This window comes from Micromonospora zhanjiangensis, assembly GCF_042650605.1.
Classification (GTDB): domain Bacteria; phylum Actinomycetota; class Actinomycetes; order Mycobacteriales; family Micromonosporaceae; genus Micromonospora_J; species Micromonospora_J zhanjiangensis.
The window spans coordinates 121527-136089 of the sequence record NZ_JBHSBN010000015.1 but is presented as its reverse complement, the minus strand read 5'-3'; the positions used below and the strand labels follow the sequence as shown (position 1 = coordinate 136089).

11 protein-coding genes are annotated in these 14563 nt (G+C 74.9%); 8 read left to right on the top strand and 3 right to left on the bottom strand.

Going from position 1 to position 14563, the window contains the following annotated elements:
* Nucleotides 1-108: 108 nt before the first annotated feature.
* From ACFOX0_RS21110 to ACFOX0_RS21095, 4 genes are read left to right on the top strand one after another with little or no spacing between them, the layout of a single operon-like run.
* Nucleotides 109-369, top strand: a complete 261-nt coding sequence (locus ACFOX0_RS21110) for an acyl carrier protein (RefSeq protein WP_377548642.1) — start codon at nt 109-111, stop codon at nt 367-369.
* Entirely contained in the window at nt 359-1714 is a 1356-nt protein-coding gene (locus ACFOX0_RS21105; protein ID WP_377548639.1) for a beta-ketoacyl synthase N-terminal-like domain-containing protein, read from the top strand. Before ACFOX0_RS21110 ends, ACFOX0_RS21105 begins: the two co-directional genes overlap by 11 nt.
* A complete protein-coding gene (locus ACFOX0_RS21100; RefSeq protein ID WP_377548636.1) occupies nt 1704-2738 on the top strand; it encodes a beta-ketoacyl synthase N-terminal-like domain-containing protein in 1035 nt (344 codons plus the stop codon). Before ACFOX0_RS21105 ends, ACFOX0_RS21100 begins: the two co-directional genes overlap by 11 nt.
* On the top strand, nt 2708-5005 hold the full coding sequence (locus ACFOX0_RS21095; RefSeq protein WP_377548633.1) for an AMP-binding protein: 2298 nt from the start codon (nt 2708-2710) through the stop codon (nt 5003-5005). Before ACFOX0_RS21100 ends, ACFOX0_RS21095 begins: the two co-directional genes overlap by 31 nt.
* Before the next feature lie 55 nt (nt 5006-5060).
* Here ACFOX0_RS21095 and ACFOX0_RS21090 read toward each other — a convergent pair whose 3' ends face one another.
* Nucleotides 5061-6941 (bottom strand): beta-N-acetylhexosaminidase, encoded by a 1881-nt coding sequence (locus ACFOX0_RS21090; RefSeq protein ID WP_449288863.1) that lies wholly within the window; start codon nt 6939-6941, stop codon nt 5061-5063.
* A gap of 249 nt (nt 6942-7190) precedes the next feature.
* On the opposite strand from ACFOX0_RS21090, the gene ppdK reads away from it, so the two are divergent.
* Entirely contained in the window at nt 7191-9848 is a 2658-nt protein-coding gene (gene ppdK, locus ACFOX0_RS21085; RefSeq protein ID WP_377548751.1) for a pyruvate, phosphate dikinase, read from the top strand.
* 39 nt (nt 9849-9887) lie between these two features.
* Here the strand turns inward: ppdK and ACFOX0_RS21080 are convergent, their stop codons facing one another.
* Complete coding sequence (locus tag ACFOX0_RS21080; protein WP_377548629.1) at nt 9888-10409, bottom strand: roadblock/LC7 domain-containing protein; 522 nt, start codon at nt 10407-10409, stop codon at nt 9888-9890.
* A 194-nt stretch (nt 10410-10603) separates the two neighbouring features.
* On the opposite strand from ACFOX0_RS21080, the gene ACFOX0_RS21075 reads away from it, so the two are divergent.
* From ACFOX0_RS21075 to ACFOX0_RS21065, 3 genes are all read left to right on the top strand, one after another.
* Entirely contained in the window at nt 10604-10957 is a 354-nt protein-coding gene (locus ACFOX0_RS21075) for a VOC family protein (protein ID WP_377548627.1), read from the top strand.
* A gap of 37 nt (nt 10958-10994) precedes the next feature.
* Nucleotides 10995-12227 (top strand): deoxyguanosinetriphosphate triphosphohydrolase, encoded by a 1233-nt coding sequence (locus tag ACFOX0_RS21070; protein ID WP_377548624.1) that lies wholly within the window; start codon nt 10995-10997, stop codon nt 12225-12227.
* A gap of 103 nt (nt 12228-12330) precedes the next feature.
* Complete coding sequence (locus ACFOX0_RS21065; protein WP_377548622.1) at nt 12331-13596, top strand: NAD(P)/FAD-dependent oxidoreductase; 1266 nt, start codon at nt 12331-12333, stop codon at nt 13594-13596.
* 103 nt (nt 13597-13699) lie between these two features.
* Here the strand turns inward: ACFOX0_RS21065 and ACFOX0_RS21060 are convergent, their stop codons facing one another.
* On the bottom strand, nt 13700-14554 hold the full coding sequence (locus ACFOX0_RS21060; RefSeq protein ID WP_377548620.1) for a PaaX family transcriptional regulator C-terminal domain-containing protein: 855 nt from the start codon (nt 14552-14554) through the stop codon (nt 13700-13702).
* Nucleotides 14555-14563: the final 9 nt, after the last annotated feature.

Genomic DNA, 14563 nt, shown 5'->3' with positions numbered 1-14563 from the left:
GCTTTCAACATATCGACTGATACCAAAGTTGAACCCCTGGCTGCGACGATTGTCCCAACGCCGTTCGCGGGCGCCCGCGTCCGAGTGGGGACCAGGAAGGAGCCGGGAATGCCGCGGATGAATGAGATGTCGGCCGCCGACCTGCGCGCACTGGCCGCGGACACGTTCGAGGTGGAGACCGCGGACGTGACCGAGGACGCGGCCTTCTACGAGGACCTGGGCATCGACTCGCTTCAGAAGATCGAATTCGTGGTACGCATCGAGCGGCAGCTCGGCGTGCGGCTCACCGACACCGAGGCCGCCGGGCTGAACAGCTTCGGCGACGTACTGGCCGTGCTGCGTACCCGGGGGGTGACCCTTGCCGACTGACGCGGGCCGACCTCCGGCGGTGGCGGTGGCCGGGGTCGGCGCGGTCAGCGCGGCCGGACTCGGCGCGGACCGGCTCTGGTCCGCGGTGACCGGCGGCCGGGTGTTGACCGGGCCGGTGACCCGGTTCGACGTGTCGGGCTATCCGACCCGGCGGGCCGGCGAGGTACCGGCCGCCGCGCTGGCGGCGCTGGCCGGCCCGGTCCCCGCACACGAGTCGCTGGTAGGCCCGGTGCCCGGGCTGGAGTCGCTGGCCGGCCCGGTGCCCGGGCCGGAGTCGCTGGCCGGCCGGTACCTGGCGGCGGCCGTGCTGGAGGCGCTGGCCCACGCCGGCCTGGCCGCCGATTACCGGCGCGAGGTGCTCGGCCTGTACGTCGGCACGGTGATGGGCACCCGGCCGCTGCTGGACCGGGGCATCGAACCGGGCCGACTGCGGGTGTCGGGCTCCGGTTGGGCCCGCGCAGACGGCCTGCTCGACCCGGTCCGGGCGGTGGTCCGCGGGATCGGGCCCGCCGTGCTGGTCGGCCCGGGTTGCTCCAGCGGCAACGCGGCGATCGCGGCCGGTTTCCGGGCGGTCCGGGCCGGCGAGGTGGACGTCGCGGTCTGCGCCGGGGTCGACGAGTTGTCGTTGGAGGTGTTCGCCATGTTCACCTCGCTGCGTGCGCTGGCGCCGGACGTGGTCCGGCCGTTCGACGCCGACCGGCGCGGCACGATGCCCGCCGAGGGGGCCGGGGTGCTGGTCCTGGAGCGCGCCGACCGGCTCGCCACCCGGGGCGGTCCGGTCCGGGCCCGGCTGCTGGCCTGCGCGTCGGCGGCCGACGCGTACCACCCGACCCAGCCGCACCCGGACGGTGCGGCGCTGGTGGCGACGATGCAGGCGGCGCTGGCCCGGGCCGGCCGGCAGCCGGACGACGTCGACTGGGTCTGCGCGCACGGCACCGGGACGCCGGCCAACGACGGGGTCGAGGCGCGGGCCACCGCCAAGGTGCTGGCCGGCCGGGACCGGCCGGTGGTCTCCTCGGTGAAGGGGCAGCTCGGCCACGCGGTCGGCGCGGCGGCGGCGCTGGAGGCGGTGCTCGTCGTCCGGGCGCTGGCCGAGGACTTCGTCCCCGGGAACGTGACGCTGCACCGACCGGATCCGGAGTGCGACGGGATCGACCTGGTCCCGCCCGAGGGCCGGCGGACCCGGCTGGACCTGGTGGCCAGCCCGGCGTTCGGGTTCGGTGGGGCGGTGACCACCCTGCTTTTCGGGAAGGGCGACGGCCTGCCGGTCGGGAGGGGCGACGGCCTGTCGGTCGGGAGGGGCGACGGCCTGTCGGTCGGGAAGGGTGACGGCGATGTCGGCTGACGGGAGCTTCGCGGTCCGTGGCCTGGGCCTGCGGCTGGCCGGAGTGGCCGGACCGGACGACCTGCTCGACCAGGTCACCGGCCGGGTCGCCGTGCCGGCGGCCGACCGACGGTTCGTCGCGCCGGACACCGACCTCGCCCCGCTCGACCGCCGGGTGCACGGCCCGGTCGAGGTACGCCTGCCGGACCGGCTGCCGACCCGGGGACTGCGCGGCTGGCCGCACGAGTCGCTGCTCGCGCTCGCCGCCGCCGCGCAGGCCACCCCGGACCGGCACACCGGGCCGGACCCGGCGGCCGTGCTGTGGGCCAGTTCCACCGCCGGGCTGGCCGAGTACGCCGCCATCTGCACCGACGCCGCGCTGCTCGAACCCGGGCTGAGTAGCCCGCTCGTCGCGCCGGCCTCGGCGCACAACGGGCCGGCCTCGACGGTGTCCGTCCGGCTCGGTCGTACCGGACCGGTCGAGACGCTGCTCGGCGGCCCGACGGCGGGGTTGTCGGCGCTGGTCGAGGCGGTCCGGCTGCTCGCCGCCGGTGAGGCGCCGCGGGCGCTGGTCGGCGCGTCCGCGTCGCTGAGCCGGTGGAGCCTGGCCGGCGCGACCGGCGACCACGTCCCGGCCGAGGGGGCCGTCTGCCTGGCCGTCGAGCCGGCGGATGCCCCGGACGCCTCGGACGGCTCGGCGGTCGTGCTGCGCGGCGCCCGTCGGGTCGGTCTGGACCCGGACCGGCTCGGCGGCCGGCTCCGGGATCTCGTCGACGCGGCCGGCCCGGTGGACGCGGTGGTGCTGTCCACGCCCGACCCGGCCGTCGTCGACGCGCTCGCCGGCCGGCCGGTGTGGCACGTCGAGCGGCGGTTGGGCGACCTCGGCGCGGCCGGCGGACTGCTGGCGGTGGTTTGCGCGGTGGCCCGCTGCCGCGTCGCGGACCGACCGGCGAACCTGCTCGCCCTCGCGGTCGAGCCGACCGGCAACGCATCCATCGTGGAGGTCTCGTCGTCGTGCCAACAAATCTCGTCGAGCGATTGGTAGGTGCCCGGGTCACGACCGGCGGGGGCGGGGCGACCGCCCTCGTCGACGCGGACGGCTCGATCACCTACGCCGAGCTGTACCGGGCCGTCCGGGGCTACGCGGCCCGGCTGGACCGGGCCGGCGTCCCGGCCGGGGCGTGCGGCCTGGTGGTGGCGGACGACGCGATCGCAACCGTGGTGGCGGTGCTCGCGCTGTGGTGGCGGGGCATGGTCGCGGTGCCGGTCAGCTCGATGCTGACCCCGGCCGAGGTGTCCTTCATCGCCGGTGACTGCGCCGCCGGGTACCTGCACCTGGACGACCGGGCGGCCCGGGCGCTGCCGGCCGCCGGGCCGCTCGACGTGCCGCGCGGCGGACCGGACCGGGCCGGTCCCGCCCCCGACGAAGACGGCACGCCCGGCGACGGCACGCCCGGCGAGGACCTGGCGCCGGCGGCACCGCAGGCACCGGCGGACGTGGTGCTGATCCAGTACACCTCGGGCAGCACCGGCGTGCCGAAGGGCGTCCGGCACACCGTCGCCGGCATCGACGCGGTGCTCGCCGGCTTCGCCCGGCTGCTCGACCTCACCCCGGCCGACCGGGTGTTCTCCACGGCGAAGCTCTCCTTCGGGTACGGCTTCGGCAACTCGCTGCTGTTCCCGCTGGCCGCCGGGGCCAGCGCGGTGCTGCGCCCGGGCCCGCCCGACGTGTACGGGGTGGTCGCCACCGTCGCCCGGCACCGCCCGACGGTGCTGTGCGCGGTGCCCCGGATCTACGCGGCGCTGCTGGACCGGGCCCGGCACGGCGACCCGCCGGACCTGGGCTCGGTGCGGCTGGCGGTGTCCGCCGGGGAACACCTGCCGGGTCCGGTCTGTGCCGGGTTCACCGAGAGCTTCGGCGTGCCGCTGTGCAACGGGCTGGGCGCCACCGAGGTGCTGCACATCGTGGTGGCGACCCGGGGCACCGAGCCGGACTCGACCGGCACGGCGGTGCCCGGGGTCACCCTCACGGTCCGCGACGACGAGGGGCGGGTGCTGCCGGACGGCGCCGAGGGGCGGCTGCACGTGGCCGGCGGCTGCGTCGCGGCCGGCTACCTGGACCGGCCCGAGGCGCAGGCCCGGACCTTCGCCGACGGCGGGGCGTACCCCGGTGACATCGTCCGCCGCCGGCCCGACGGCGCGATCGAGTACGTCTGCCGGCGCGACGACCTGCTCAACATCGGCGGCTACAAGGTCGCGCCGGTCGAGATCGAGAACGCCGTACGCGGCCTGGCCGGGTTGGCGCAGTGCGCGGTCGTCGGGTCCCGGGACCACAGCGGGCTGGAGCAGGCCGTGGCGTACCTGGTGCCGGCCGACGGCACCGAGTCGGCGGCGCTACGCCGGGCGGCGTGGAAGGCGTTCCGGGCCGGCCTGCCGCCGTTCAAGCGGCCGGTGGCGGTGGAGGTGGTCGACCGGTTGCCGGTCACCTCGACCGGCAAGCTGGCCCGGTTCAAGCTGCGCGCGGCGGGCGTCGAGCCGGTGCCGGTGACGCTGCGGGTGCTCCGCGCCGGCCGGCCCGACGCCCCGGACCGACCCGACGCTACGGCCGCGGACCGGACCGACGCCTCGGGCCGACCCGGCGGGGGTGGCGGTGGGCCGGGTCGCACCCTGGTCTGCGTACCGCACGCCGGTGGTTCGTCGGGGTCGTTCACCCGGCTGGCCGGCCAGTTGCCGCCCGGCTGGCGGGTGGTGGCGGGCGAGGCGGACTACGCCGACGGGGTCACCCTGGACCGGGCGGCCCGTGGCTGGTGGCGGGCCGTCCGGCCGTACCTGGGGGAGGGGTCGGTGCTGCTCGGCCACAGCCTGGGCGCGGCGCTGGTGGCGGCGATCGCCGAGGTCGCCGGCGCGGACCTGGCCGGGGTACGCCTGGTGCTCGCCGCCCCGCCGCTGCTGGCCGGACCGGTGCTGCGGGACCTGCTGGCCGAACCGGACGACCACCGCCTGATCGCCGGCCTGACCCGGCTCGGCCTGCTGCCGGCCGGCACGTTCGGCCCGGACGAGATCGCCCGCCTGCTGCTGCCCCGGTTCCGTCGGGACGTGGCGTTGCTGCCGGACGGCTTCGACCTGCCGGTGACCGTGCCGGTGCATGTGCTGCTCGGGGCCGAGGACCCGCTCTGCACGCCGGCGGAGGTGGCGACCCGGCTGCCGGCCGACCTGGTCGCCGGCTGCCGGACCGTCGAGGGCGGGCACTACTTCGTCACCACCCACGCCGCGCAGACCGCCGCCGCCCTCACCGCGTTCTTCCCCGACTGAGACCGCGCGGCGGAGCCGGCCGGCCGCACCGCGCGTTCCCGGTCGGGTCGGCGACTCAGCCGGCGGTCACGGCGTCGCCCGAGGCGCGGGGGCCCGGCAGGGCATCGGCCCGGCCGTCCGCGGGCGGCTCGGTCGCGCCGTGCGCGTCGTCCGTCCACGGCACGTCGGCGCTGCGGTGGAAGACGATGCCGGCGGCGGTCCACCGGGGCGCCTGGGCGGCCAGCCGGGCGGCGAAGTCCGCCCAGTCGTGCCGCTCGGCGGGTGACCAGCCGAGTTCGGCGACGGCGGGCAGCCGGGGGAAGGTCATGAACTCGATGTCGCTCATCGAGTCGACCGTCTCGGTCCACAGCGGCGCCTCGACGCCCAGCACCGCCGACCCGGGTACGCCGTCGAGGTGGCCGCCCGGGTCCCAGTCGTACGCGGCGCGGACGTCGATCAGTCCGGCCCAGTCCTTGCCCAGCGGAGTCCGCTCGCTGTACTTCATGTCCAGGTAGCTGCGGTTGCCGGGGGAGAGGATCAGCCGGGCGCCGGCCCGTACCGCGGCGGCCACGGACTCGTCGGCGGTGGCGGTGCCCCAGTACTGGATCACCCGGCCCGGCTCGTGCCGCACGTCGGCCGCGGCCAGCTGGTGCCAGCCCAGCACCGTCTTGCCGGTGGCGGAGACGATCGGCTGCAGGCGGTTCATGAAGGTGGCGTACTCGGCCGGCCCGAGGGTGAACGCCTCGTCCCCGCCGACGTGCAGGTACGGCCCCGGGGTAAGCGCCGCCACCTCGCCCAGCACGTCGGCCAGGAAGTCGTAGCTGACGTCGCCGTGGACCGCCACCGAGCTGAAGCCGACGTCCTCGCCGGTGTACGCGGGCGGGGCCACCCCGTCCGGGGCGAGCTGCCCGTACGCGGTGAGGGCGGCGTTGGTGTGCCCGGGCACGTCGATCTCGGGCACGACGGTGATGTGCCGGGCCACCGCGTACGCGACGATGCGGCGGTAGTCGGCTCCGGTGTAGTAGCCGCCGGGGCCGCCACCCACCTCGGTGGCGCCGCCGACCTCGGTCAGCCGGGGCCAGGACTCGATCTCGATCCGCCAGCCCTGGTCGTCGGTGAGGTGCAGGTGCAGGTGGTTGATCTTGTAGCGGGCCAGGTGGTCGACGAAGCGCAGCACGTCGGCCACGGGGAAGAAGTGCCGGGCCACGTCGAGCATGGCGCCGCGGTAGGCGTACCGGGGGTGGTCGACGATCCGGCCGGCCGGCACCTCCCACGGGCCGTCCTGCGGGGTGTCCCGGTCGATCGCGGCCGGCAGCAGTTGGCGCAGCGTCTGGACGCCGTGGAACAGCCCGGCGGCGGTGTCGGCCAGGATGCCGACCCCGTCCGTACCGCTGGTCAGCCGGTACCCCTCGGCACCGAGCCGCTCCGGGGCCTCGCCGGCCGGCCCGCCCTGGTCGGGACCGCGGGGGCCGTCGGGCCCGGCGGCGGTCCCGGTGAGCGACAGGGTGATCCCGGCCGCCGGACCGGTCGCGGCGGTCGGGTCGGCGTCGGTGACCGGGAGGGTGAGCCCGGTGGCCGGCCGGAGCAGGCCGGCGAGGTACTCCCCGACGGCCCGTACCGCCGGCTCGGGGCCGGTGCGGATCACGGTCCCGGCGGTCAGCCGGTAGCCCGGACCGTCGGCCGGTTCGACCTCGACCGGCGCCGGCAGTACGGCGTCGAAGCCGCCGCGGGCGACGCGCGGCCCGCCGGCCCGCGGACGGGGGACGGGCGCGGCGGCGGTGTGCTCGGCGGGGTCCTGGGGGATTCCGGCGTGCGTGGTCACGGAGGGGTCCTTTACCGGGGGGAGGGGTAACCAGGGAGGGATGTCGGGGGTGGAACTGGCCGGACGACCGGGTCGGGTACCGGACCAAATGTACCCGCCCGAAATGCGCGGTCCTGCTCGTGAGATCGCTCCCATGGACCGCTCCGGACCAGGGCACGGAGGACGGCTGTGCACATTGTCACCGAACGCTCCCGGGCCGGCCCGGCAGCGCTTAGCCTTCGCCCACCGGCGGGACCAGAACTCCTGGTACGGGACCCGACGCGCAGGGTATGAACCCAACTAAACCATCGTTCAGTGTTGAGCGGCACATGGGAGGCTCCGGTGGCATCGGAACAGACGGCGCGGCAGAAATACGTGTACGACTTCGCCGAGGGCAACAAGGACATGAAGGATCTGCTGGGCGGCAAGGGTGCCAACCTGGCGGAGATGACCAACCTCGGCCTGCCGGTGCCACCCGGATTCACCATCAGCACCGAGGCCTGCAAGGCGTACCTGGACTCCGGCGACGCCCCGGACGGGCTGGCCGAGGAGGTCGACAGCCACCTCGCCGCGCTGGAGCGGGCCATGGGCAAGCGGCTGGGTGACCCGGCCGACCCGCTGTTGGTCTCGGTCCGCTCGGGCGCCAAGTTCTCCATGCCGGGCATGATGGAGACCGTCCTGAACGTCGGCCTGAACGACGAGAGCGTGACCGGCCTGGCCGCCCAGGCCGGCGGCAACGAGCGGTTCGCCTGGGACTCCTACCGCCGGTTGATCCAGATGTTCGGCAAGACCGTCTGCGACGTGCCGGGGGACGAGTTCGAACACGCCCTGGAGGGCGCCAAGCGGGCCAAGGGCACCACGAACGACCTGGACCTCGACGCGAACGACCTGCGGGTGCTGGTCGACGCGTACAAGACGATCTTCATCAAGCACACCGGGCGGGACTTCCCGCAGCACCCGCGCGAGCAGCTCGACCTGGCCGTCAACGCGGTCTTCGAGTCGTGGAACGCCGAGCGGGCGGTGCTCTACCGCCGGCAGGAACGGATCCCGGCCGACCTCGGCACCGCCGTCAACGTGGTGGCCATGGTCTTCGGCAACCTCGGCGCCGACTCCGGCACCGGCGTCGCCTTCACCCGCGACCCGGCCAGCGGCCACCAGGGCATCTACGGCGACTACCTGGCCAACGCCCAGGGCGAGGACGTGGTGGCCGGCATCCGCAACACCGTGCCGCTGCAGGACCTCGAACGGCTCGACAAGCGGTCGTACGACGAGCTGCTCGGCATCATGGCCCGGCTGGAGGAGCACTACAAGGACCTCTGCGACATCGAGTTCACCATCGAACGCGGCAAGCTGTGGATGCTGCAGACCCGGGTCGGCAAGCGCACCGCCGCCGCCGCGTTCGTGATCGCCACCCAGCTCGTCGACGAGGGGCTGATCGACCTGGACGAGGCGCTGCACCGGGTCAACGGCGTGCAGCTCGCCCAGTTGATGTTCCCCCGGTTCGGCGACAGCACCGACGCCGAGCTGGTCACCCGGGGCATGAACGCCTCACCGGGCGCCGCCGTCGGCCGGGCGGTCTTCGACTCGTACACGGCGGTGAAGTGGTCCCGGTCCGGGGAGAAGGTCATCCTGGTCCGCCGGGAGACCAACCCGGACGACCTGGACGGCATGATCGCCGCCCAGGGCATCCTCACCTCGCGCGGCGGCAAGACCTCGCACGCCGCCGTGGTGGCCCGGGGCATGGGCAAGACCTGCGTCTGCGGCGCCGAGGAACTCAACGTCGACACCAAGGGGCGCCGGCTCACCGGGCCGCACGGCCTGGTGGTCGAGGAGGGCGACCTGATCTCCATCGACGGCAGCAGCGGCGCGGTCTACCGCGGCGAGGTGCCGGTGGTGCCGTCCCCGGTGGTCGATTACTTCGAGGGGCAACTCGACCCGACCGACGAGCAGGCCGACGACCTGGTCCGGGCGGTGCACCGGATCATGTCGCACGGCGACCGGGCGCGCCGGCTGGCGGTCCGGGCCAACGCGGACACCCCCGAGGACGCCGAGCGGGCCCGCCGGTTCGGCGCGCAGGGCATCGGCCTGTGCCGGACCGAGCACATGTTCCTCGGCGAGCGTCGGCAGTACGTCGAGCGGCTGATCCTGGCCGACTCCGACGACGAGCGGGACGAGGCGCTGGCCGCGCTGCTGCCGTTGCAGCGGGAGGACTTCATCGGCATCTTCACCGCGATGGACGGCCTGCCGGTGACCGTACGGCTGCTCGACCCGCCGCTGCACGAGTTCCTGCCGAACATCACCGAACTGTCGGTGCGGGTGGCGGTGGCCGAGGCGCGCGGCGAACGGCACGAGAACGAGCTGCGGCTGCTACAGGCGGTGCACCGGCTGCACGAGCAGAACCCGATGCTGGGGCTGCGCGGTGTCCGGCTGGGCATCGTGGTCCCCGGCCTGTTCGCCATGCAGGTCCGCGCGATCATCGAGGCGGCGGCCGAACGGCGCAAGGCCGGCGGCGACCCGCGGGTGGAAATCATGATCCCGCTGGTCGACGCGGTGCAGGAACTCGAACTGGTCCGGGACGAGGCGGAACGGGTCGCCCGCGAGGTCTGCGAGCGGGAGGGGATCGAGCTGCCGTACCTGATCGGCACGATGATCGAGCTACCCCGGGCCGCGCTGACCGCCGGGCAGATCGCCGAGGCGGCCGAGTTCTTCTCCTTCGGCACCAACGACCTGACCCAGACCACCTGGGGCTTCTCCCGGGACGACGTGGAGGCGGCGTTCTTCTCGGCGTACCTGGAGCGGGGGATCTTCGGTGTCTCGCCGTTCGAGACGCTGGACCGCGACGGCGTGGGCCGGCTGGTCCGGATCGGCACCGAGGAGGGCCGGGCCGCCCGGCCGGACCTGAAGGTGGGCGTCTGCGGCGAGCACGGCGGCGACCCGGACTCGGTGCACTTCTTCCACGAGGTCGGCCTGGACTACGTGTCCTGCTCGCCGTTCCGGGTGCCGGTGGCCCGACTGGAGGCCGGCCGGGCCGCGATCACCACGGCCGGCTCGGACAGCCGCTGACCGGCGTACCGGTCCGATCCGACCGCCCGTCGCGCCGCGTCACCCGCGCCGCGGCGGGCGGCCGCCGTAGTTGCCGTTGTTGCCGTTGTTGGACCGGTAGGTGCCGGGCAGGGTGGACATCGGGGTACGCGCGGCGAGCGGTGCCTGCGGGTCGGCACGCGGCGGCGACTCGACCAACGGCGGCTGCGGCCAGAGCGAGTCGACGAACTCGCCCAGCCGACGGGCCACCGCGCGCGCCTCGTCGTGCAGCAGGGTCAGCTCGGCGTCGACCACGGTGACCAGGCTGAGCAGGGCCTGCCGACCGGCCGGGTAGGTGACCACGCACCCGCCCGTGCCGCGGACGACGTACTCCCGCAGCGGCCCGTGGCCGAGCGTGGTGGTGAACCGCTGCCCGAGGCCCGCGCTGGCGGCGGCCAGCGCCGCCACGTGGTCCGGTTCGAAGCCGGGCAGGTCGCTGGCGACGAGCAGCCCGTCGACCCCGGCCAGGACCGCGCCGGACACCTCCGGCCGGTGCCGACGCAGTCGGTGCAGCTCACCCTGCATGGCGCCTTCGGCGTCCACCGGTGCCCCCTCGCTGTCGACGTGTGACGGGGTGTCTCCGGCACGTTACACCGCCGGTTCCCGGCGGTGGGGTGCCCGTCCGGTGGTACCGGAACGCGGACCTCCGGCCGTCCGTGGGCGTTTGCCGTACCGCGCCGCGGGTTAACCTGATCGGAATCCGCTTTTCACCGTGACGTACGACGGAGGTACCGATCGTGGGCAGTGTCTGGGAGAGCCTGGTCGTCGACTCCCACGACCCGGCGCGGCTGGCGCGCTGGTGGGCCGAGGCACTGGGTTACCGGATCGTCCACGAGGAGGCCGACGAGGTGGAGATCCGCCAGACCCCGGACGCCCTGCCCGGACTGGTGTTCCTGTCGGTCGCCGAGGACAAGGCGATCAAGAACCGGTTGCACATCGACCTGCGCCCCACCGACCGGGAGGCCGAGGTCGAGCGGCTGGTCGACATGGGTGCCCGGCACGTCGACATCGGGCAGCGGGGTGACGAGCCGTGGACGGTGCTGGCCGATCCGGAGGGCAACGAGTTCTGCGTCCTGGCCGGGCGGGACTGATCGTGGGCGGAACGGTCGTGCCGGGTGACGGTGCCGGTTGATCAGTGACGACCCCGACGCCGAGCGCCTGGTCGCCGAGCCGGCCAAGGACGCCGGGCACGGCCGCGGCCCGTACGAGCGGGACCGGGCCCGGGTGCTGCACTCGGCGGCGTTCCGACGGCTGGCCGCCAAGACGCAGGTGCACGTGGCCGGCACCGACGACTTCCTGCGGACCCGGCTGACCCACTCGCTGGAGGTCGCGCAGATCGCCCGGGAGATGGGCGCCCGGCTCGGCTGCGACCCGGACGTGGTGGACGTCGCCGGGCTCGCCCACGACCTCGGGCACCCGCCGTTCGGGCACAACGGCGAGGACGCGCTGGACGACCTGGCCCGGCCGTGCGGCGGGTTCGAGGGCAACGCGCAGACGCTGCGCGTGCTGACCCGGCTGGAGGCCAAGGTCTTCGCGCCGGACGGCTCGTCGGCCGGGCTCAACCTGACCCGGGCGGCCCTGGACGCCACCGGCAAGTATCCCTGGCCGCGCCGGCCCGGGCAGCGCAAGTTCGGCGTGTACGCCGACGACACGGCGGTGTTCGACTGGTTGCGTCGGGGCGCCCCGGCGCAGGCCCGCAGCCTGGAGGCGCAGGTGATGGACTGGGCCGACGACGTCGCCTACTCGGTGCACGACGTGGAGGACGGCGTACACGGCGGCTACCTCACCCTGGACCGGCTGCTGGACGACCCGGACGAGCGGGCGGCCCTCTGCGCGGACGTGGCGGCCGTCTACTCCCCGGAGTCGGCCGTCGACCTGTCCGCCGTACTGGTGGATCTGCTCGGTGACCCGGTGCTGGCGCCGCTGGCCGACTACGACGGCAGCCACCGCGCCCAGGCCGCGGTGAAGGCGACCACCAGCGTCCTCACCGGACGGTTCGTCGTGGCCGCGGTGTCGGCGACCCGGCGGCGCTTCGGCGCCGCACCGCTGCGCCGGTACGCCGCGGACCTGGTCGTGCCCCGGGACATCCGGGCCCAGTGCGCGCTGCTGAAGGGCATGGCCCTGCGGTACGTGATGCGCCGCCCCGGCGCCGAAAGCCGGTACGCCCGGCAGCGGGAGATCCTGCGCGACCTGGTGCACCGACTGACCGAACGCGCGCCGGACGTCCTCGATCCGGTCTTCGCCCCCTGGTGGAAGGCCGCGCCGGACGACGCGGCCCGGCTGCGCGTGGTGATCGACCAGGTCGCCTCGCTGACCGACCCCGGCGCGACCGACTGGCACCGCCGCCTCAGCACCTCCTGACGCCCTCGGCGGCTCGCCCGCCGGCCGGTGTCCGCCGGTCCGCTGACCAACCGTGCTCGGCGGTCTGCTTGCCCGGCTCGCCGATCCGGAGCAGGCTGGTGTCATGACCGATTCGAACGAGCCGACCTTCGTCATCGTCGGGGCCTCGCTGGCCGGCGCCAAAGCGGCCGAGACCCTGCGGTCGGCGGGCCACCGCGGCCGGGTGCTGCTGATCGGCGAGGAGATCGACCCTCCGTACGAACGGCCGCCGCTGTCCAAGGGCTACCTGCTCGGCACGCAGGAGCGGGACGCGGCGTTCGTGCACGAGCCGTCCTGGTACGCCGAGCACGACGTCGAACTGCTGCTCGGCCGCCGGGTGACCGGCCTGGACCGGGACCGGCACGAGGTGCTGGTGGACGGGGTGGACCGGGTCGGCTACGACAAACTGCTGCTGGCCACCGGCTGCCGGGTCCGGCCGCTGCCCGTACCGGGAATGGGCCTGGCCGGGGTCCGCCAGCTGCGCACGCTGGCCGAGGCCGAGGAACTGCTGCCCGCGCTGCGGCCCGGCACCCAGGTCGTCATCATCGGTTCCGGCTGGATCGGTCTGGAGGTGGCCGCCGCGGCGCGGCAGCGCGACTGCCGGGTGACCGTCGTCGGGCGGGGCGCCCTGCCGCTGCGAAGGGTGCTCGGCGACGAACTGGGCGCCGTCTACCGGGACCTGCACGCCGCGCACGGGGTGGAGTTCCGGTTCGACGTCGAGGTCACCGAGTTCGGCAGCCTGGACGAGCGCCGGCTCAGCCACGTGGTGCTGGACGACCGCACCGAACTGCCGGCCGACCTGGTGCTGGTCGCCGTCGGCGTACGGCCGAACGTGGAACTGGCCGAGGCCGCCGGCCTGCCGGTGGACGACGGCGTCGTCACCGACGCGGCACTGCGCACCGCGGACCCGGACGTCTACGCCTGCGGCGACGTGGCGGCCTTCCACCACCCGCTGTTGGACGCCCGGATCCGGGTCGAACACTGGGCCAACGCCCTGCACGGCGGCCCGGCCGCCGCCCGGTCGATGCTCGGCCAACAGGTCAGCCACGACCCGCTGCCCTACTTCTTCTCCGACCAGTACGACCTGGGCATGGAGTACGCCGGCTGGGTGCCGCCGGACGGCTACGACCGGGTGGTGTTCCGGGGCGACCCGACCGTCCGGCCCGGCGGGGCACCCGAGTTCCTCGCCTTCTGGGTCCGCGACGGCCGGGTGCTGGCCGGGATGAACGCGAACGTCTGGGACGTGCAGGACGACATCCAGGTCCTCGTGCGGGCCGGCTGGGCGGGCCACCGGGTCGACCTGGACCGGCTCGCGGATCCGGGTACCCCGCTGGCCAAACTCGCCGGCTGAGCCGGGCGTCCCGGGGCCGCACCGAACCGGGCCACTCGGTCGGGAACAGCCCGACCGCCGACCGAGGTCCGGCCCGTCCCCTGGCCGATGGCAGGGCCGGCCGTTACCCGCCGGGGCCGGCAGCCCCGCCCGCCTCGGCGACCAGGCTCCGCGCGTAGCCGACGGCGGGTACCCCGTACATCCGGTGGACCTCGTGGATGGCGGCCTGGAGGTCCGGCATCGGCCAGTCCGCCGGCAGCAGCGGCGCGGGCAGGCGCGGGCTGCGCAGTATGTCGAGCATCGGGTCGCGGAGCAGCTCCGCGTACCGTCGGAGGGTGGCCGGTGTCGCCGCGGGTGGCGTCCGGACCTGTCGTACGGCGTCCCGTAACGTCCGGGCGTGCCGGGCGTGCCGGGCGGTCAGCTCGTCCAGCGACCAGGCGTGCCGGGCGGCCCGGGCCGCCTCCGCCGCCGGCATCGCCAACCGCGCACGGTGGACCGTCGCGCCCGCCGGCGGGTCGGCCAGCGGGGCGAGTTGGTCGGCGCGGTCGGTCAGCGAGATCAACACGCCCTGTTGCAGGATCCCGTACCCGGACATCACGGCGGCGCGGCGCAGCGCGTCGCGGAACGCCCGGTCGCGCTCCGGCACCTGGTACAGCAGCGCGTGAAAGGCGCCCGTCCATTCGGTCGCGGTTGGCCGGTCGCTGGTCCGGACGCGGTCGAATCCGCGCGCGGTGTTCCCGGCGAGTCGGTAGTCGACCCCACGGCCGCGGCGGGTGCGGGCGAGTTGCCCGTCCCGGCACATCCGTTGCAGCAGGGCGCGGGCCGCGGCCTCGGTGAGCCCGAGGTCGCCCAGCAGCCGGGTGAGGGCGATCCCCGGTAACTCCGCCTGCCTGGTCACCCCGAAGAGGAACGGGACCAGTCCCACGGAGCGTGCACGGGACACGCTGAGCGGCGCCTCTGATGCTACATTCTCGCTCACGTACGTGAG